Origin of the sequence: Sphingorhabdus sp. (assembly GCF_046154385.1) — a bacterium.
GTDB lineage: Bacteria > Pseudomonadota > Alphaproteobacteria > Sphingomonadales > Sphingomonadaceae > Sphingorhabdus_B.
The window spans coordinates 18,568-37,424 of record NZ_JBJXFW010000053.1 but is presented as its reverse complement, the minus strand read 5'-3'; the positions used below and the strand labels follow the sequence as shown (position 1 = coordinate 37,424).

General features: G+C 52.4%; 18 protein-coding genes. 7 read left to right on the top strand and 11 right to left on the bottom strand.

Annotated features, from left to right (window positions below; translation table 11 throughout):
* Positions 1–128: 128 nt before the first annotated feature.
* A complete protein-coding gene (locus ACKVOS_RS12115; RefSeq protein ID WP_143776010.1) occupies positions 129–338 on the bottom strand; it encodes a hypothetical protein in 210 nt (69 codons plus the stop codon).
* Between the two features lie 178 nt (positions 339–516).
* On the opposite strand from ACKVOS_RS12115, the gene ACKVOS_RS12110 reads away from it, so the two are divergent.
* Positions 517–699, top strand: a complete 183-nt coding sequence (locus ACKVOS_RS12110; RefSeq protein ID WP_409212259.1) for a hypothetical protein — start codon at positions 517–519, stop codon at positions 697–699.
* A 13-nt stretch (positions 700–712) separates the two neighbouring features.
* Complete coding sequence (locus ACKVOS_RS12105; RefSeq protein WP_409212258.1) at positions 713–2,035, top strand: PQQ-dependent sugar dehydrogenase; 1,323 nt, start codon at positions 713–715, stop codon at positions 2,033–2,035.
* A 9-nt stretch (positions 2,036–2,044) separates the two neighbouring features.
* On the opposite strand, the gene ACKVOS_RS12100 is transcribed toward ACKVOS_RS12105, so the two are convergent.
* Positions 2,045–2,563 (bottom strand): winged helix-turn-helix transcriptional regulator, encoded by a 519-nt coding sequence (locus tag ACKVOS_RS12100; protein WP_409212257.1) that lies wholly within the window; start codon positions 2,561–2,563, stop codon positions 2,045–2,047.
* Between the two features lie 196 nt (positions 2,564–2,759).
* Between ACKVOS_RS12100 and ACKVOS_RS12095 the strand changes: the two genes are divergently transcribed.
* Both ACKVOS_RS12095 and ACKVOS_RS12090 read left to right on the top strand, forming a co-directional pair.
* Positions 2,760–3,116: a CC_3452 family protein gene (locus ACKVOS_RS12095; protein ID WP_409212256.1), complete on the top strand. Its 357-nt coding sequence runs from the start codon at positions 2,760–2,762 to the stop codon at positions 3,114–3,116.
* A 180-nt stretch (positions 3,117–3,296) separates the two neighbouring features.
* Positions 3,297–5,390, top strand: coding sequence for a RelA/SpoT family protein (locus tag ACKVOS_RS12090; protein ID WP_409212255.1), 2,094 nt, complete (start codon positions 3,297–3,299; stop codon positions 5,388–5,390).
* Between the two features lie 99 nt (positions 5,391–5,489).
* On the opposite strand, the gene ACKVOS_RS12085 is transcribed toward ACKVOS_RS12090, so the two are convergent.
* From ACKVOS_RS12085 to ACKVOS_RS12065, 5 genes are all read right to left on the bottom strand, one after another.
* Complete coding sequence (locus ACKVOS_RS12085) at positions 5,490–5,963, bottom strand: hypothetical protein (RefSeq protein WP_409212254.1); 474 nt, start codon at positions 5,961–5,963, stop codon at positions 5,490–5,492.
* Between the two features lie 12 nt (positions 5,964–5,975).
* Complete coding sequence (locus ACKVOS_RS12080; RefSeq protein WP_409212253.1) at positions 5,976–6,407, bottom strand: hypothetical protein; 432 nt, start codon at positions 6,405–6,407, stop codon at positions 5,976–5,978.
* A gap of 4 nt (positions 6,408–6,411) precedes the next feature.
* Entirely contained in the window at positions 6,412–6,783 is a 372-nt protein-coding gene (locus ACKVOS_RS12075) for a hypothetical protein (RefSeq protein ID WP_409212252.1), read from the bottom strand.
* 67 nt (positions 6,784–6,850) lie between these two features.
* Positions 6,851–7,327, bottom strand: a complete 477-nt coding sequence (locus ACKVOS_RS12070) for a helix-turn-helix transcriptional regulator (RefSeq protein ID WP_409212251.1) — start codon at positions 7,325–7,327, stop codon at positions 6,851–6,853.
* 176 nt (positions 7,328–7,503) lie between these two features.
* A complete protein-coding gene (locus ACKVOS_RS12065; RefSeq protein WP_409212250.1) occupies positions 7,504–8,034 on the bottom strand; it encodes a regulatory protein RecX in 531 nt (176 codons plus the stop codon).
* Positions 8,035–8,148: 114 nt separating this feature from the next.
* Between ACKVOS_RS12065 and ACKVOS_RS12060 the strand changes: the two genes are divergently transcribed.
* Together ACKVOS_RS12060 and ACKVOS_RS12055 are read left to right on the top strand one after the other, a co-directional pair.
* Positions 8,149–9,876, top strand: a complete 1,728-nt coding sequence (locus tag ACKVOS_RS12060) for a fatty acyl-AMP ligase (RefSeq protein WP_409212249.1) — start codon at positions 8,149–8,151, stop codon at positions 9,874–9,876.
* A gap of 157 nt (positions 9,877–10,033) precedes the next feature.
* The gene (locus tag ACKVOS_RS12055) at positions 10,034–12,385 is read left to right on the top strand and encodes a putative bifunctional diguanylate cyclase/phosphodiesterase (RefSeq protein ID WP_409212248.1); all 2,352 of its coding nucleotides are present in this window, start codon (positions 10,034–10,036) and stop codon (positions 12,383–12,385) included.
* On the opposite strand, the gene arsC is transcribed toward ACKVOS_RS12055, so the two are convergent.
* Positions 12,382–12,729, bottom strand: coding sequence for an arsenate reductase (glutaredoxin) (gene arsC, locus ACKVOS_RS12050; protein WP_409212247.1), 348 nt, complete (start codon positions 12,727–12,729; stop codon positions 12,382–12,384). The two genes, ACKVOS_RS12055 and arsC, sit on opposite strands and share 4 nt — an antisense overlap.
* 171 nt (positions 12,730–12,900) lie before the next feature.
* Between arsC and ACKVOS_RS12045 the strand changes: the two genes are divergently transcribed.
* Positions 12,901–15,015 carry a TonB-dependent receptor gene (locus tag ACKVOS_RS12045; protein WP_409212246.1) on the top strand — a complete coding sequence of 705 codons (2,115 nt, stop codon included), beginning with the start codon at positions 12,901–12,903 and terminating at the stop codon, positions 15,013–15,015.
* 9 nt (positions 15,016–15,024) lie between these two features.
* On the opposite strand, the gene ACKVOS_RS12040 is transcribed toward ACKVOS_RS12045, so the two are convergent.
* From ACKVOS_RS12040 to hemB, 3 genes are read right to left on the bottom strand one after another with little or no spacing between them, the layout of a single operon-like run.
* Positions 15,025–15,588 (bottom strand): gamma carbonic anhydrase family protein, encoded by a 564-nt coding sequence (locus tag ACKVOS_RS12040; protein ID WP_409212245.1) that lies wholly within the window; start codon positions 15,586–15,588, stop codon positions 15,025–15,027.
* Positions 15,585–17,816, bottom strand: a complete 2,232-nt coding sequence (locus ACKVOS_RS12035; RefSeq protein WP_409212244.1) for a fused MFS/spermidine synthase — start codon at positions 17,814–17,816, stop codon at positions 15,585–15,587. Before ACKVOS_RS12035 ends, ACKVOS_RS12040 begins: the two co-directional genes overlap by 4 nt.
* Positions 17,813–18,820: a porphobilinogen synthase gene (gene hemB, locus ACKVOS_RS12030; RefSeq protein WP_409212243.1), complete on the bottom strand. Its 1,008-nt coding sequence runs from the start codon at positions 18,818–18,820 to the stop codon at positions 17,813–17,815. Before hemB ends, ACKVOS_RS12035 begins: the two co-directional genes overlap by 4 nt.
* Between the last annotated feature and the right edge of the window lie 37 nt (positions 18,821–18,857).

Sequence of the window (18,857 nt, the reverse complement as noted above, 5' to 3'; positions counted from 1 at the left end):
CCTGAAACAAGTTCAGGGTGACGGGTGCTTTTAACGTCAACTATTTAAGATGAGTCTTTGGCGTTTACGCCGAGAGACTGGCCAGAAAATGACTCTAAACCGGCTAAAAGTCCGGCCAGAAACGCCGTTTAGTGGATAGTGCCCAATGTCGTTTCGATGCTGAGCATGATGATGAGCCGTTCAATCTGGCGCCAGCGGCAATAATGCAGGTGGTTGCCAACATTGCGGCTCGCCTCGGCCCGGTCTGCCGCCTCCAGTCCGGCGGTTTTACCAAATTGGTCGATCAGCGCCTCTGCTTCGACAACATCGCGCGGTTCGACATAAAGCGGCAAAAACATAGGCAGGTCGAACTTTCGAGTTGGTTTCGGGTGGCAGACAGGCCCGGGTGAAATGGCCTGTCTGCAAGCACTCTGATAGCGTGGGGGCGTCGCCGTTCCGTCAAAGCAATTGGTTAGCGGAAATTAAGCACGATGTTCCCGCTTGCCTGTCAGGCGGCATTGGTGGCAAAGGGGCGGCATGTCTGAAACGAACAATAGCCAACCCCGCCTTGCCGGCGGCATTTTCATTGCCCTTGGCCTGCTTTTGGGTGCCATTGGTGGCGTCGCGCTGAATCAACCTTCTGCAGGTATGATGATTGGCTTTGGTGTCGGAGTGGCTATCGCTTTGGCGGTTTGGCTTTTTGACCGTAAACGGACCTGAGAGGATTCAAATTATGTGGAAACATGTACGTAACATAGTTCTGATTTTCATCGTCCTCGGCCTGATCGGCGCGTGGTTTATGACCCGCCCGGACGAGGCAAAGCTTCCGCTTGCGGCGCTGGAAGGCCCCAAGCCCGAACTGACCCAGCCCCGGCCGGAGACATTCCCGACCATCAATGTTGCCAATGTCGACCGCTGGAAAGCCGGTGAAGCGCCTAGTGCCGCACCTGGCCTTGTCGTCGAACGATTTGCCGAGGGGCTCGACCATCCACGCAATCTTTATGTGTTGCCGAACGGCGATGTGCTGGTGGCTGAATCAAACTCTCCTCCGCGCGAAGGTGGCGGCGTCGAAGGCATGGTTGCGCGCTGGCTTATGGGCAAGGCGGGTGCGGGCGTTCCATCGGCGAACCGGATCAGTCTGCTACGCGACGCCGATGGCGACGGCAAAGCCGAGCTTAAAATGCCTTATATCACGGGTCTTAACGCACCTTTCGGCATGGCTCTGGTCGGCGACACGCTTTATGTTGCCAACACCGATGCAGTTCTCGCTTTTACGTATAAAGAAGGTGCGACGAGTATCACCGGTAAAGGGCGCGAGGTCACCAAGCTAAACGCCATGGCCCCCAACAACCATTGGACCCGCAACCTTGCCGCGTCGCCTGATGGCAAGAAACTCTACATCTCGGTCGGGTCGAACAGCAATATTGCCGAACGCGGCATGGAATTCGAACGGGGCCGCGCCATGGTTCTGGAACTCGATCTGGCATCAGGCAAGAAGATGCCTTACGCATCGGGCCTGCGTAATCCGGTTGGGCTTGACTGGGACAAGTCGGGACGTTTGTGGACGGTCGTCAACGAACGCGACATGCTCGGATCTGATCTGGTTCCGGATTATCTGGCCCTCGTTGAATTTGGCGCCGATTATGGATGGCCGCAACATTATTGGGGCGGCTTTACCGACGCCCGCGTGTCGCCGCCCAAACCTGAAAAGCGCGAATATGAACGCCGTCCGGACTATGCTCTGGGGGCCCACACCGCGCCTCTGGGTCTCGCCTTTGGCTACAATGCAAAGCTCGGCGCGTCCCTGACCGACGGTGCTTTTGTTGCCCGTCACGGATCGTGGAACCGCAAGCCTGCCTCGGGCTATGACGTGATCTTCGTGCCCTTCCCGAAGGGAGAGCCTGTCGGCAAGCCAGTGCGTGTGTTGACCGGTTTCTTGGATAAGGACGGCAATGCGCAGGGTCGGCCAACGATGCTGACGGTTGCGAAGGACGGTTCTTTGCTGGTGAGCGACGATGTCGGCAATATTGTCTGGCGGGTGAAGGCGAAGGGCTGAAAAGCGGCGCTAAATGGCGCTTAACCTTCTGACCCGGTCATTGTCCGCATTATGGTCGTCTGCGTTTATGGGTTTGATATCGGCGGAATTCATCCAACACAAATCCATATGCCCCAATACGCGGTCGTCATGGCTGCGGATCGTAACGGGTAAAATGGGTTGCCGGTCCTGCTCATCAACCAGCACCGGGTTGGATGGCACACCGGTACCCCATTTTTCGCCCCATTGGCGCAGGGCGATCATAGTCGGTAAAAGGTCGAGTCCTTTGTCCGTCAGGCGATATTCGACTTTACGGCGATCATCGGGGCAGGGTGTTCGGTGAAGAATGCCGCTTTCGGTTAGACGCGTCAGCCGGTTTGCAAGTATATTGCGGGCAATGCTGATTTCCGACAGAAATTCCTCGAAATGGCGGATGCCATTGAATGCGGCGCGCAGGATCATGAAAGACCATTTCTCGCCCATCGCTTCAAGCGCAGTGGGCAGCCCACATTCCACAATATCCTGCAGCGACTCTCTTAATTCACCCATAATCCATCCTCTTGCGAACAGCCTGTGCCGCCTTCTAAAAAAATGCAACAGATAATCAGTTTTAAGTTGCAACTAGAAACCTAATATATTAGGTAGTGATTCGCAACTGGTTTTCCAGAGGCGCAGGACGCAAGCATAAGAACATAAAGTTCCGGTTGGCGCTCTGCAAATTTAGCAAAGCTAAAAGGAAATAATTATGACTCTCTCCCATGTTTCTTCGCGTATCGGCGCGCTTGCTGCTGCATCTGTTATCAGTGCAACGCTTTTGTTTGTTGCACCTCAGGCCCATGCAGCCCCTAATGGTCCTTATTACAAGGCTGAATTGGCCCAGCCAGCAGCGTCGAAGCAAGAATTGCTCCGCAGTGTGTTTGTAAAGTGCGAAGGCACTGCTTGCCGTGCGCCAATGGCTTCGACTGCACCAAAAAATATGTGCATCAGCATCGCCCGTGAATTCGGCCAGGTTTCTGCGTTTAGCGCTGGCGACCGCGTGTTTACCGCTGAAGAAATCGCAGCGTGCAATGGCAACCAAAAAGAAGTCATCGCAAAGAATTGATGAATTACTGAATTCTTTCGGCTCCTCTCTCCTTCTACCCCCCTTGCCGCCCTTTGGCCGGCGAACAGAGAGCCGAAAACCCTAGCGCCGGAGCGCTTTGATGGAGAAATATCGCCATCGGAGCGTGGCCGGTGCATTTTTTTGTTGCATGCTCAATGCAATATCCCAACGTGTCATCTTATGATGCGGCAATATGAACTGGTGGAACGGGTCCGTGCATATGCGCCCGATGTCGATGAGGATCGGCTTAACCGGGCCTATGTGTTTACGGTACAGATGCATGGCGCGCAGAAGCGGGCCAGCGGCGATCCGTATTTCAGCCATCCTGTCGAGGTGGCCGGTTTGATGACCGACCTGAAAATGGATGAGGATACCATCATAACAGCGTTGCTCCACGACACGGTGGAGGACACGCTGACCACGATTGAAGACATCCAGGCCAAATTCGGTCCTGAAGTAGCCCGTTTGGTCGACGGGGTGACAAAGCTGTCGAAAATCGAAGCGCAGACCGAAGACGAGCGCGCGGCCGAGAATTTGCGTAAATTCCTGCTCGCTATTTCCGACGATATCCGTGTGCTGCTGGTCAAACTGGCCGACCGTTTGCACAATATGCGAACACTGCACTTCATCAAAAGCCCTGAAAAGCGCCGTCGTATCGCAAGGGAAACGATGGATATCTATGCACCGCTTGCTGAGCGCATTGGCATGTATGAATATATGCGGGAAATGCAGTTGCTCGCGTTTCAGCAACTCGAACCCGAAGCCTTTGAAACCATTACCGGCCGCTTGAAACAGATCAGGGAAAAGGCAGATGTTGAAATTGACCAGATCAACCAGACTATAGCGTGGGAAATGGAACAGGCCGGACTGAAAATCGGTATTTCAGGCCGCGAAAAGCACCCCTATTCGATCTGGAAAAAAATGCAGGAACGCCATGTTGCGTTCGAACAATTGACGGACATCAATGCGTTCAGGGTGATCGCGGAAAGCGAAGATGACTGTTACCGGGCTTTGGGAGTGTTACATCGACGGTGGCAAATGGTGCCCGGCCGGTTCAAGGATTTCATTTCAACACCAAAACGCAACGGCTATAAATCAATCCACACCACAATCATGTTCGCCAAAAATATGCGCGTCGAAGTCCAGATCAGGAGCCGGGAAATGCACCGTGCCTCCGAATATGGGTTCGCCGCGCACTGGGCCTACAAACAGGCCGACAAGCCAGACGGTCAGGCGGGGTGGTTGCGCGATCTGATCGAAATTCTCGAAACCAGCCAGGACGCGGAAGATATTCTCGAAAACACGCGCATGGCAATGTATCAGGACCGGATTTTTGCCTTTACGCCCAAAGGTGCATTGCACCAATTGCCCAAAGGGTCGACCGCGGTTGATTTTGCATATGCCGTGCACACCGATCTGGGGGACAATACTGTAGGCGCAAAAGTTAATGGCCGTCACGTTCCGTTACGCACCCAGCTCAACAATGGCGACATGGTAGAAATCCTGAAATCAAAGGCGCAGGAACCACAGTCGACATGGCTGAATTTTGTTACGACGGGCAAGGCGCGTGCCGCCATCCGACGACATGTCCGCCATCGCGAACGGGATGAGCTGGTCGCTATCGGGCGCAAGCTATATGAAGAAATAGCCGAGAGATTGCCTGGCAAAATTGGCAAGAAAGCTTTGAACGCAGCTATCGAGCGGATGAAGCTGGAGGGTGAAGAAGAATTGATGCACCGGATCGGGGCCGGCAAAATCAATGACCGTAGTTTGATGGAAATGCTTGTCCCGGGGTTCGACGCCGACGGCACACAAACCGATTTCCCCAATCAGGAACGGGCGATATCGATCAAGGGATTGACGCCGGGTGTTGGCTATCATCTGGGTGAATGCTGCCACCCTATTCCCGGCGACCGCATCGTTGGATTGCGACTGTCAGGACAGCCGGTCGAAGTGCATACTATTGACTGCGACCGCTTGGCATCCGGCGTTGATGCCGACTGGGTCGATTTAAGTTGGGGGCAGGGCAGTGACGGAGCATCGGCTCGGCTGCGCGTGGTCATTCACAATCGTCCGGGCACATTGGGCGAAATTGCGGGTATTTTTGGATATCACAAAGCAAATATCATCAATCTTCGAATGTCCGCTCGCGACGTCGAATTTCATACATTTGAAGTTGATCTTGAAGTGCATGACTTGCCACATTTGATGCGGATCATTTCCGCATTGCGCGCTTCGGAAGCCGTCGCGACCGCTGACCGGGTTTACGGCTAACGTTATCGGAAGAGTTTCCGACGCAACAACTTTGATCGGTCGATGTTGGTCCTGGAGCAATCACAACGATTGCTCCAGTCAATGGGTCTTGAAAGATCGTTACATTACCGGAAAACGGTAGTCTTTGGATTTCTGGAGTACTCTTAAAAAATATTCTTTCATCATCAGAAATGTCTGATCTGATATTTTGACAAATATCCTGCGACCATCCCAATCGTCACGTTCACGATAAATATAACCAATTTTTTCCAGCGTATCGATATAACGAAGCCCTGTTGTATGAGGCATATTCCCGGCAGTTGCGACCGCGCTAACAGAAATGTTCTTTTCATTTAATCTGGCGGAAAATACATCAACTAAAATATCCCAGCAAGGGTCAGAAAAGAGATCCTTGTTGATCATTTTGTTACGAAGATTCCTGTTTTCCAGATATCTTTGAACAAAATTATTTAGATATTTATCATCGTTACTTTCGAAAATTTCGTTTCTAATCTCATTTTCGACTTTTTCGGAAATTTCTACAATATTAGATTTAATAGCCGAAAGCTCATCTATTATTTGATTAATTCCCATATGGCCCCCTTTTTAACGGTGGCTTGGAACCCTTTGTGTAATCGCACCGGTTTTTGAATGCAGAGACGACAGCAAAATAACCAGCAGTATCGGATAAGCGATGTACATTGAAAGCAGCCCATATGGCTTTGCCAATATATCATCAAACATCAGCCGCTGGATATGGACCAGCAACCCGACCAACTGCCATCCCGTCGCCCAATAGGGCCAAAAACGGCTACTGAATAACGCAAGGGACCAAAACCCCGCCAAAACCATAAGATCAATGATGAAAACCGGAACCGCAAACGCTTCCCAAATGCCCCCCCAGGCCACTGTACTTGTGAACAATGACCCGGAAAGAGCTATCCATGCACCTGCTTTTTCACATGACTTGCCTCGCCAATGTGCAGCAAATACCGTCGCGACCAAAATTACATAGTAAGTGGCGACATGCGGTTCCACTGTTTTATGCGACTGCTCGCGGACGAAGAACGGTTTCGTTCGCCGCGTCCCGATCGCTCGTGACTGATTGGCCCTTGGGCTTTTCAGTGCCTGCACCAAACATGCGTGCACCCAAACCAACCTGGCGCTGTGTTTCACTCAGGGCGTGATGGGCTTCGGTTACCATCTGGCGAACCTGGCCAGCGGTTGCGATGGCTTGCGTTACTTTTGTAACTGCGTCCTGGCCGACGATAGCCGACATGTTGGTTTCGAACCGTGCGACGGGAAGGGTCCCTGCCAATTTGGCGAGTTTGATGATGGCCTGATCGATTGCGTCTTCAGCTTCGTGAAGTTCGGCAGCGATTTTTTCTGCGGCTACTACTCTTTGTTTCAACATGGGTCTGTATCCTTAGCCTTTCGAACGAAGCCAATTTGGCATTCGTCCGTTTTGAGAGAAAGCTCGGTCAGGATAACATTGCCCCCAGTCCGAGCATTACGGCGTAGAGAGCAGCAAAAGCCATTATAGTTCCCATGGCTATCAGCACCGGCCACAGTAAACGCTCTCCAAATGAGTCGGTATTATGTGGCCTCCTTTTGGTGGGGAAGGGCGGACGCAACCACATTGGTGTCGCCTGCCAATCTTCCTGCTGAGGAGACAAGGGGTGATCAAAATCTCTTTCAAAACCAATAACGGATGGTTGATAACTCAATGGTTGATAGGTGTTTGGATCAAGCGTTTCCGCAACCAGTATCGCGGCTTTGGTCCGGGAATCTACGCCGAGCTTGCGTATAGCAGTCCGGATGCGTTCATCGACAGTATGCGAAGATACGCCCATGATCCTGGCGATTTCCTTGGAGTTTTTATGTGCGTAAACAAAGCGCAACGTTTCGATTTGAACGGCGCTAAGACGAGTGACTGGATGTCCCTGTTCGATGCCCACGAAACATTGTTAAACGATTTTACAGTTAATTTCGACAATTTTCGGCCAAAATTTCATAATTCGATGTATGATAGTGATAAACCATCATTATTATCCAATAATGCCGGGCTGGAACATCACGCTAATCTTTCACTAAACTGTAACAATGAAGCCTATTTGGCAGGTCCTGAACTTAGCTAACTTGCCTCAATGTTATCGTCTGGCCCCGCCTCGACGAACCGCCGGGCCAATTCAAATGCGTGTCCGGCACGTAAAAATGCCCGCAGTTGCTTCTGCTTTTTTTCCGGTGTTGCGGTTTCGTTGGCGAATGGTCCTATGCGTTTGCGGCGCGCAAAATTCTCGGCGGATTCAAACCTCGATGACTCTGCATTTTCACGTGCCAGCTTGGCATCCTGTTCGCTTATACCCGCTGACCTAAGATCGTCATCCAGCCGTCTGTTTCCGAAACCGCGGCGTACCAAAGCGCGGCTGCGTGCTTCGGCAAATACTGCATCGTTAATATATCCCAGTTCACACAGTCTTTCGATCAATGCATCGACATCGGGGCCGCAGACATCGTCCCAGCCATGTTCGTTTAACTTTCGACTAAGATAATTTGCCAATTTTGTTCGGGTTGTCGCATATTTGCCCACATAATGCAGCGCCAAGCCGCGCAAACGCTCCTTATTCAAAGATGGCGGCGGAGTTTTGGCAGGGTGTCGGCTCATGGCGCCCTATTCTTGCCACAGTCGGGTCGAATTTTGAACTGGTATCAGTGACTAAACCATGTTCTTAATAAAATTGTAATGTGGACATCGGTCCGAAAATTAGTGGGAAATACTATGAGCGATCTTTCGAGCACGCCGACGCAAGACAGCTTGCAACGCCGTTTTTCGGATTTTGCAACCTTGGGCGAAGCGCTGGACTATGCGGCGACAGGAAAGCGTGGATTAAATTTCCACGACATGCGCGGCGCTTTGGCACGGCCTTATCCTTATAGCGAAATGCGGCAGGATGCGCTTCAAATGGCCTATCGCCTGATAGGTCACGGAATCGAAAAAGGTGATCGCATTGCCTTGGTCGCCGAAACCGGTACCGATTTCGCTGCTCTCTTTTTCGGATGTATTTATGCCGGTGCCTGGCCCGTTCCATTGCCGCTGCCAACGTCTTTTGGCGGCAAGGAAAGCTATGTTGATCAACTGTCCGTGCAGTTGAAAAGCTGCGATCCCAAAATCTTGTTGTTTCCGGCCGAATTGTCCGAGATGGCCGGCGAAGCAGCAAGTTCGTGCGGCGTAGAAGGCCTTGATTGGCAAAGTTTCGCGGATCGCATTGCGCTCAAAACTGATTTGCCGCACGCGTTACCGGACGAAATTTGCTATTTGCAATATAGCAGCGGTTCGACCCGGTTCCCGCATGGTGTTGCCGTAACACACAAGGCGTTATTGAACAATCTATCGGCGCACTCACATGGCATGGAAGTGACCGAAATTGATCGCTGCGTGTCATGGTTGCCGTGGTACCATGATATGGGTCTGGTCGGCTGCTTCCTTTCGCCTGTCGCCAATCAGGTTTCAACCGATTATATGAAGACCGAAGATTTTGCCCGCCGTCCGTTGGCGTGGCTTGATGTCATTAGCGCGGCCGATGGAACAGTTATCAGTTATTCGCCGACGTTCGGTTATGATATTTGTGCACGACGGATTTCCAGCCAAACCCATGTTAACGACCGTTTTGACCTTTCCAAATGGCGTCTTGCAGGAAATGGTGCGGACATGATCCGTCCCGATGTCATGCAGGCTTTTGTTGACGCGTTCGGTGATGCCGGATTCAAGGCTTCGTCCTTTTTACCAAGCTATGGCTTGGCCGAAACCACCTTGGCGGTGTCGATCATGCCGCCGGGTGAGGGCATCCAGGTTGAGCTTGTTGAAGAAACCGAACTCACCGGCCATCCCGGCGCATCAGACCGGCCTGTTCGATATCGGGCTATCGTTAACTGCGGCAAAGCGGTGAAAGATATGACAATCCAAATCCGGGGCGAAGACGGCACCGTTTTGGCCGACAGGTTGATCGGTAAAATATGGTGCAGCGGACCATCTTTGATGAAGGAATATTTTCGCGACAAGGAATCAACCGATGCGTGTTTGGTTGATGGCTGGCTGGACACCGGTGACATGGGGTATATGTCAAACGAATATATTTATATCGTAGGCCGCGCCAAAGACATGATTATCATCAATGGTAAAAACCATTGGCCTCAGGACATCGAATGGGCTGTCGAGCAGCTTCCCGGGTTCAAGGCAGGCGATATTGCGGCATTTTCTGTCACGACACCCGGAGGGGAAGAAACACCCGCTGTTTTGGTGCAATGCCGGACGACCGATGAAGAAGAACGCGCAAGGCTTCGCGAGCAAATTCGCGATAAAGTGCGTTCTGTAACCGGCATGAATTGTGTGGTCGAATTGGTTCCCCCACGGACATTGCCACGTACAAGTTCCGGCAAGATGAGCCGTGCAAAGGCGCGCAATCTATATCTGTCGGGCGAAATCCAACCTTATGCGATTGCGGCCTAAGCACGCACGATGACCGATGATTGGTGCCGATAACCATTTGGTTAATTTACGGTAAAGTTTGTGATACGTTGATTGTAAACAATAAAATTGTTTCGGTCCGACATAATTCCTGCTGCATAATTACCTTTGAGTAAGGTTCCGGCGCTAAACAAAATAGGTGATAAAAAAAGACGCGTCCCTGGAGTTGCCAAGCGAGCTTTCGTTCAAGGCTTTATTAGGCCTTGCCGAACCTGTGGGCATGGATGGCGATATCATGCGGGGCATCCAAGCGCGCACGATGCGCCAACGCACCACCTTGCGTGTTGCCCTGAATCTGGTTTGCGCCATCATGGCGATTTTCCTGTATAAAGGTGTCGCACCGGTGTGGGCCACAGCCACATGGGCAGCGATATTCAGCGGCTTTCATCTTTACTCATTTCACCAGTTCGGAACCAAGTGGGTATGGGATCGACCGCAGCTGAACCGGGATGATGTCAAGAAATTGAATGCCCATTCAGCGGTAACGGCCATCATGTGGGGCTCGGCCTTCGGCTTCCTTGGGACCAGCGGCTCGATCATGGAGATATTGGGGCTTTGGTCCATCGTACTGGGGATGATGGTCTATGCGTCGTTGCTGCTCCCGACTGCGCCAATGGCTGCGACAATCTTTATAGGTATTACAAGTATTTGTGCTGGCTTGGGCTTCGTCTATCATGGCGGTTATTATCTGACCGTGTCTTCTTGTGGCATCGGCGCGTTGTTGATTATGGCGTGTTTGCGGTCTGCCAGAGCGCAAATATTGTTCGAAGTTGCGAACAGCATTGTTCAGGAAAAGTCCGAAACAGTGAGTCTTTTGCTGCGTGAGTTTGAAGATAGCGGCGCGGATTGGCTTTGGCAGACAGATACATCGCGATGCGCCACCCATGTGTCGCCGCGCTTTGCATATGCACTGGGGGAAGATGCAAAGATCATTGAAGGACAGCCGCTTCTGAAACTGATTGCCGGCGATGCCTGGGAAAAGGGTCAATATCCCGAAGCTTTGCACAGTCTTGCGGACCGGTTAAAACGGCGGGAGTCCTTTAGTAACTTGATCGTCCCTGTGACCATCAAAGGGATTACCCGATGGTGGGAATTATCCGCATCGCCGCGGCATGCAGAAGACGGCGGGTTTCTGGGCTTCAGGGGTGTCGGGTCGGACGTCACGGAACAACGTGAATCGGCCGACAAGATTTCGCATCTGGCGCGCTTTGATACCCTGACGGGTCTGCCCAACCGGCTCCAATTGACCGAAACATTGGCTGAAGCATTGGTCGATGCTGACAAATGGCGTCGCCGCTGTGGCTTTATGATGATTGATCTGGATCGCTTCAAAGCGGTCAATGATACGCTGGGTCACCCCGTGGGCGACCGCCTGCTGGCACAAGTTGCGCGACGGCTGCAACTGATCATGTCGGACAATGAGCTATGCGGTCGCCTGGGCGGAGACGAATTTGCAGTGGTCATAAAGGACGCGACCGACAGCAAATATGTGTCTGCCTTGGCCCGGCGCATCATTGAGAGCCTTTCGCGGCCCTATGAGGTCGATCAGAATACTTTGTATATCGGCGCCAGTATCGGCAGCGCATTAGGTCCGATGGACGGACGCACGGTAGAACTGTTGATGCGAAGCGCAGATTTGGCGCTCTACCGGTCCAAAGATCAGGGCGGCAACATGCACCATAATTACCAGCATAAACTGCACGCCAATGCCGAAGAGCGGCGGTTGATGGAGTTCGAGTTGCGAAACGCGCTCGAACGTGAACAGTTGCATGTCGAATATCAGCCAGTCGTCAACGCTGATGGTGACAATATCCTGGTTGGTTTTGAAGCGCTTCTACGCTGGAACAACCCGAAATTCGGGAATGTGTCGCCCGCGAAATTTGTTCCTGTAGCCGAAGATGCGCGGTTGATTGTCCCTATCGGCGATTTCGTGCTTCGCCGTGCGTGTAAAGACGCGATGAGTTGGCCTGAAACGACGCGGGTCGCGGTGAATATTTCGGTCGATCAGCTAACGAGCACGAACTTTGTTGAAACGGTTATTTCAGCATTACATGATAGCGGGATGCCCGCGTGGCGGCTGGAGCTGGAAGTGACCGAAAGCATATTCCTGCGCGACGGTACGCTTGCGGTGCAAGTGTTGGACCGGCTTCGTGGATTGGGTATCAAGCTGTCATTGGATGATTTCGGCACCGGTTATTCCTCTTTGGGATATTTGCGCAATGTCCGGTTCGATACGATCAAGGTGGACCGTAGCTTTGTGCAGGGCGCCGCGAAGAACAAAGCAGAAAGCCTCGCGATTATCCGCGCAGTCGTCGCCCTCGCTGACAGCTTGAATATCGCGACGACCGCCGAAGGTGTTGAAACCGAAGCCGAATTGGTAATGATCCAGCAATTGGGATGCAAAAAAATTCAGGGCTATTATTTCGGGCGACCGATGGTTTTTGCCGATAGCCTCGAACTGTTCAAAGGTCCGCGGCGCAACGTTGCCTAGATAATTTCAAACGCAATTTCCTGAGGTCGACACAGGCGAACGCCCTTTTCGGTTTCGACAAATGGACGTTCTACCAAAATGGGGTGCTCGACCATCGCGTCCAAAATCGAATCTTCCGAAGCCCCTTCGAGAAGCCCCAATTCTTCAGCGGGCGATCCTCTTGTCCGCAATGCTTCGCGCGGCGTCAGTCCTGCGTCGTTGAAAAGTTGAACCAGCTTGCTGCGTTCGAACGGTTCGTCGAGATAGTGGTGCACGGTCAATTGAATGCCCGGTACCGATTGCAAAATCTCCAATGTTTTGCGCGAAGTTCCGCAATTGGGATTATGCCAAATATTCGCTAACATGTGAATTGCCCTAAATTCGTTTCCAAGCACCCCGCATACTGCCTGTGCAGGTCAGTTGCAAAAAACATCGACATGATTGAGCGAATAATATTTGCATATGATAACAATTCGCAATAACGACATGAGCATATCTTGCGATTCATTCGCATTATAATAGTTCAAGGGGTTCCAGTGCGTTATTCAATATCATCCAACATCGCCATTGCCGTCGCAATTTTGTCAGCCAATCCCGTTCTGGCCGACGCCGCCGCGTTTGACGACGACAGCCGCACGATAATCGTAACCGGTGCCAGCGAGGGTTATGTCGCGTCCAATTCGGTCACAGCGACAAAAACCGACACGCCTTTGCTGGATATCCCCCAGACTATTAACGTTATTACCCGCGAACAACTGGAGGATCAGGCGCATTATTCGCTCGCTGATGTCCTTCATTATGTCCCGGGCGTAACTGTCGGGCAGGGCGAGGGCAATCGCGATCAGATCACCTTGCGCGGCCAAAACACGACGGCCGACTTTTTCCTCGATGGCGTGCGCGACGATGTGCAATATTATCGCGGTCTCTATAACATTGAACGGGTCGAAGTTCTCAAAGGCCCCTATGCGTTGATCTTCGGCCGCGGCGGCGGCGGCGGGATTATCAACCGTGTTCAAAAATCACCACAAACCGAAACATTTTATGCAGGACACGCCAGCATCAACAGCTTTGGGGCCTATGATATATCGGCAGACTTGAATGCGCCTTTGAATGACGCGATCGCGGTGCGGTTGAATGCGGTTTATGAAGAGCAAAAGAACCATCGCGATTTCGTTGACGGCTGGCGCTATGCATGGAACCCCTACATTGCGTTCAAACTTGGCGAGGATTGGAAGCTTGGCCTTTCCTATGAATATGTTGATGATGACCGGGTAACCGATCGTGGCATACCTTCTATTGCGACCGCGGCAGGTCAGCCCAACAGACCGATCAGTGGTTTTCGGGATCAATTTTTTGGCGTTCCCGGGGTCAACCGAACCTGGTTAGAGGCGCAGATTGCCAAGCTGAGGCTTGATGGGCAAATTGCCGACAATCTTAGTTTTAGCGGAACTATATTGTATGGCGACTATGACAAGACTTACGAAAATGTGTTTGCGAACGGCGCTGCAACCGCGCAAAATGGAACTGTCGCTTTGTCCGCCTATAGCGACCCGACCAAGCGGGAAAATTTCATCGCGCAAAGCAATCTCGTTTGGGATATCTCGACCGGCCCGTTGGCGCACAAATTGCTGTTCGGTATTGAATATGGCGACCAACAGTCGACCAACAGCCGCGTCAATGGCACTTTGTCTTCGTCGACATTTAGTCTGGCGAACCCCGTTTTTCCGACAGTCACTTTCAACGTGCCGAACCGCAACACTGTTTCCGATGTGGAATTCTTCTCGGCCTATGTTCAGGACCAGATCAGCATCGGTGAGAATGTCGATGTCGTGGCCGGGTTGCGCTATGACAGTTTTGACATAGAAGGCGTTGACCTTTTCCCGCTGGTGGATCGTCCCTTCGCCCGCAAGGATGACAAAATCAGCCCGCGTGTCGGGTTGATCATCAAACCGCGTGAGAATATTTCCCTTTACAGCAGCTATAGCCAATCATTCCTGCCAAGGTCCGGCGACCAGTTTTTGACATTGTCAGTCACCCAGCAGAATCTGGCGCCCGAGAAATTCACAAATTATGAAATCGGAGCGAAATGGGACATTAGGCCAAATTTGAATGTGACCTTGGCTTTGTTTCAGCTTGATCGGAGCAATGCGACCACGCCGGACCCAATAAATCCCCTTGTCACAATCAATGTGGGTGAAACACGGACCAAAGGGGTGGAGTTTTCTGCGGCTGGTCAAATTACATCCCAATGGCAAGTCCACGGCGGATACAGCTATCAGGATGCAACTTTGAAGGGGAATGACTTTGTCCGGCTTGGACAAGTCCCCAAGCATCAGGCAAGTTTGTGGAACCGCTACGACTTTAGCGACCGTTTTGCCGCTGGCATTGGCATCATCCATCAATCCAGCCAGTTCGCGGCAATTCGGACGAGCCCGCTTCCCACAAACCCGACTAGCCCGCCAACGACACGACTGCCGTCCTTTACCCGAGTTGATGCAGCCTTATATTATGACGTGAGTGATAATGTGCAGGTGCAGCTAAACGTCGAAAATCTGTTCGACACCGAATATTTCTCGGATGCCCATAACAATAACAATATTTCGACAGGCGCACCCGTCAATGCGCGGTTTACGATCCGGGTTAAAATATAGGTCCTGATCCTAACCGTTCGCTAACGCGGCGGCATGGGCCTTGGCGTTTTGCACATAATGCGCCACGCCCATCCGCATGCTCATGACGGCCGCATCGTCGAGTTCGCGGACGAAACGTGCGGGCGATCCGGCCCAAAGCTGGCGGCTTTCAATCCGTTTGCCTTGGGTCAACATCGCACCGGCGGCCAGCATGGCGTCGCCTTCGATAACTGCGCCGTTCATGACTGTTGCCGATAAGCCGACAAATGCCCGGTCTTCCAATATGCAGCCGTGCAACAGGACATTATGGCCGATCAGCACGTCGTCGCCGATAAGGGTGGGAAATCCGTCAGGGACGCCGAGAACAGGTCCGTCACAATGGATGATGCTGCCATCCTGAATGTTGCTGCGTGCACCAATCACGATGCGGTTCACTTCGGCACGCACAACACAATTGTACCAGATGCTGGATTCCGGGCCAATGGTAACATCACCAATAATACGGCATCCCGGCGCGATAAAGGCGCTGTCATGAATCTGCGGAGTCTTGCCGTTTAATGTAATGATGCTGACATCGTTGCGGGTGGCGGTCATAATGTTTTCCAAAGCGAGAGATGCGGAAGGACTGAAGCATAATCGTCGGTCCAAGGGCTTGTATTGCCGGGAGGATCGAGATGCAGCCACTGGTCTGAATCATAGTACCGGCTCTTAACGGTATCGACGGGACCCGTCAGCCGGGCCAATTTTTTAATATCCGGGCTCAGCGCGATCCACTGCGATGCGCGATTGCCCCTGTTTATCATATCTTCAGTGGGGCTGTCATGGCGCAGCGCGGCATACCAACCATTCGCCTTTGCCTCTGCCGCGATGACCGGATTGAGATTGATGTAGCGATTGGAAATATGGACCAACAATAAGCCGTCCGGCTTCAACGTCCGGCGATATGTCGCAAATGCTTCTTTGGTGAGCAGATGCAAAGGAATGGAGTCGGAGGAAAACGCATCCAGAGCAAGTATGTCGAACTGGCCGTTTGGAACGTCCGCCAGTGTAAGTCGGGCGTCACCCAGTGTAATTTTTACATCCGGTGCACATTTTTCGAGGAACGAAAATATTTTGCGGTCGCGGGCAATTTCAATAACCAAAGGGTCAATTTCGAAAAATGTCCAACTTTGCCCGGGCTTGCGATAGCATCCCAGCGTTCCTGTCCCTAGACCGACAATGCCTATGTTCGCATCCGGTCCAAAAAGCACTGGCGCTTTTTGCAGTGCTATACCGACGCCAGACGTTTCGGGATAATAGCTAATCGGCCGTGTTGGATCATCGAGCAGCTGCATTCCATGCATCGTTGTCCCGTGGTTCAACCACCGCACCCGTCCGCTTTCAGTGGCATTGACCGTGTAAGTCCCGAAATAGCTTCGCATCCGAACGCCATCCAGACTTTGCTGCATGCTATACCAGCCGCCATTGATCGTAAGCAAACCCGCCATCGCAAACAAAAAGGCGACACGGAAACCGGAGACCGCCAACCCAAATAGAATGATGGTCGCTGCCAATATAATCTTGAGAAAACTTGCGTCAGCAGGCTCTGCCACGCCGCCAAAAATTCCGAGCGCAAGTGCGAGCAAACCAATGGCGATCATAATGACCGGCACCCGTATGTCGCTTTCATCAACCCGAAGCAAAGGGACAGCCGGTAATAATGCTGCGGCCAGTAAAATCAGAATGGGATGTTCCCATGTCCAGTCAAACAGCAATGGTGCCACGATGGCGCAGAAAAATCCGCCAATCACACCGCCAACCGACATCATAAGGTAAAAGCTGGTCAGATCTTCAGCGGCCGGACGGGTGCGGTACATTTCGTTGTGGAGCGTAACCGCGACGAAAAATAGAAGGCTGAGGCTCGCCACCAAACCGCCGATGGCCGCCTTTCCCCAAACGACAAAGACAAAGGCACCTGACAGAATGAGTATGATAGGGGCAAGGCGACTTATCCAATATGCCGGCTTTTGATTGTCGGCAAACGCGACGCTGAAACTTAATAGATATATGCCAAGCGGGATCACCCACAGGAGGGGCATCGCCATGAGGTCGGTCGTCAGATGCGACGTTGTTGACAGCATCAGCCCGGATGGAACTGCTGCCAATGCAATCCAATATAGCCGGCGTCGCCAGTTAATCCTTGTTTGAGAACCATGGGCGTGCGGTCGATGTTCGGCGGCGCCATGGGTGCGCCAGACTTGGATTGCGCACGTCACAACCAGCGCAAGGAGCGCGATGTAAATCCCGCTCCATATCCATTTTTGACTGTTCAATGTCGTGAACGGTTCGACAAGCAACGGATAGGCGATCAAGCCGCCAAAGCTGCCGATATTTGATGCTGCATACAGGGCGTAAGGTTCACCCTGATTTCCCGAAAGTGCGTACCAACGCTGCATCAAGGGGGCTTGCGCGGCAACCGCGAAAAAGAGCGGGCCAATGGATGCGACAAGCAACCAGGGCACCCAGAAAATTGGCGAGCCATCTGCAGGTGGCTGCAAATTTTCTAGACCAATGGGAAGCCAAAGCAACGCGATGGTGAATACAGCTATGTGCAAAACCGCTTGGCGTCGCGGAGGTTCCTGGGTCAATCGGTGCGCATAGGCATAGCCTGCCAACAGCAGGGCTTGATAGACCAGCATGGCGCTGTTCCAGACAGCGGGCGCGCCACCGAGCTTTGGTAAGGCCATGCGGGCGATCATCGGTTGCACAAGGAAAAGGAGAAAGCTGCCGGTTAAAATTGTGATGAGGAAAAATGCCCGGCTACTCCCCGCAGCCTTCATCATGATTTGGACCTGAGCAAATGTGCGGCATGCGCCGCGTGGTAAGACAGAATTCCGGAACAGCCTGCACGTTTGAAAGCGGTCAGTGTTTCCAATACCAATGCATCACGATCTCCGGCTCCTGCTGCTGCAGCTGCTTCGATCATGGCGTACTCACCTGACACTTGATAGGCGAATACCGGAATATCAAAGCGGTCTTTCACGCGGCGGATAATGTCCAGATAGGGCAGGCCGGGCTTGACCATAACGCTGTCGGCACCTTCTGCGATATCCATTGCGACTTCGCGTAAGGCTTCATCGCTGTTCGCCGGGTCCATCTGATAACCCTTTTTGTCACCTTTCAACAAACCGCGGGACCCAACGGCATCGCGAAACGGCCCATAAAAGGCGCTGGCATATTTGGCGGCATAGGACATGATCTGGACATTGGGGTGTCCGTTCATTTCCAGTGCTTTACGTATCGCACCGATCCGGCCGTCCATCATGTCGCTCGGCGCAATGATGTCGGCACCGGCCTCGGCCTGATTTACCGCTTGATCGACCAAAACTGCCACTGTTTCATCATTCAGGACATGGCCATTGCGGTCAATCAATCCATCCTGCCCATGGGCAGTATAAGGGTCTAACGCGACATCAGTCAGTACGCCTATGGCATCCCCGTGCGCGGTTTTGATTGCCCGAATTGCGCGACACATCAGATTGTCTGGATTGAGAGCTTCTGCACCATCGTCGCTTCGCCGGTCTGCCTGCGTATTGGGGAAAAGTGCGATGCATGGAATGCCAAGTTCAATCGCCTCTGCTGCTTTTGAAACGATCAGGTCCACGGTCCACCGTGACACGCCAGGTAACGCTGGAATGGGATCTTCGAACGTTTCCCCTTCTGTAATGAATAACGGCCATATAAGATCAGCCGGGCTCAGCATCGTTTCGGAAACCATCTTACGGCTCCATGCGGAGGCGCGGCTGCGACGCATGCGGGTGTTGGGGAAGCTTGCAAAATCACTCATGCTAGTTGTCTAGCGAAGCATTGCATGATGCTCAACG

Bases quoted from the DNA above. Each gene is read 5' to 3' on its own strand.
- ACKVOS_RS12115 (WP_143776010.1), bottom strand. From the start codon at position 338: ATGTTTTTGCCGCTTTATGTCGAACCGCGCGATGTTGTCGAAGCAGAG.
- ACKVOS_RS12110 (WP_409212259.1), top strand. From the start codon at position 517: ATGTCTGAAACGAACAATAGCCAACCCCGCCTTGCCGGCGGCATTTTC.
- ACKVOS_RS12105 (WP_409212258.1), top strand. From the start codon at position 713: ATGTGGAAACATGTACGTAACATAGTTCTGATTTTCATCGTCCTCGGC.
- ACKVOS_RS12100 (WP_409212257.1), bottom strand. From the start codon at position 2,563: ATGGGTGAATTAAGAGAGTCGCTGCAGGATATTGTGGAATGTGGGCTG.
- ACKVOS_RS12095 (WP_409212256.1), top strand. From the start codon at position 2,760: ATGACTCTCTCCCATGTTTCTTCGCGTATCGGCGCGCTTGCTGCTGCA.
- ACKVOS_RS12090 (WP_409212255.1), top strand. From the start codon at position 3,297: ATGATGCGGCAATATGAACTGGTGGAACGGGTCCGTGCATATGCGCCC.
- ACKVOS_RS12085 (WP_409212254.1), bottom strand. From the start codon at position 5,963: ATGGGAATTAATCAAATAATAGATGAGCTTTCGGCTATTAAATCTAAT.
- ACKVOS_RS12075 (WP_409212252.1), bottom strand. From the start codon at position 6,783: ATGTTGAAACAAAGAGTAGTAGCCGCAGAAAAAATCGCTGCCGAACTT.
- ACKVOS_RS12065 (WP_409212250.1), bottom strand. From the start codon at position 8,034: ATGAGCCGACACCCTGCCAAAACTCCGCCGCCATCTTTGAATAAGGAG.
- ACKVOS_RS12060 (WP_409212249.1), top strand. From the start codon at position 8,149: ATGAGCGATCTTTCGAGCACGCCGACGCAAGACAGCTTGCAACGCCGT.
- arsC (WP_409212247.1), bottom strand. From the start codon at position 12,729: ATGTTAGCGAATATTTGGCATAATCCCAATTGCGGAACTTCGCGCAAA.
- ACKVOS_RS12040 (WP_409212245.1), bottom strand. From the start codon at position 15,588: ATGACCGCCACCCGCAACGATGTCAGCATCATTACATTAAACGGCAAG.
- ACKVOS_RS12035 (WP_409212244.1), bottom strand. From the start codon at position 17,816: ATGATGAAGGCTGCGGGGAGTAGCCGGGCATTTTTCCTCATCACAATT.
- hemB (WP_409212243.1), bottom strand. From the start codon at position 18,820: ATGAGTGATTTTGCAAGCTTCCCCAACACCCGCATGCGTCGCAGCCGC.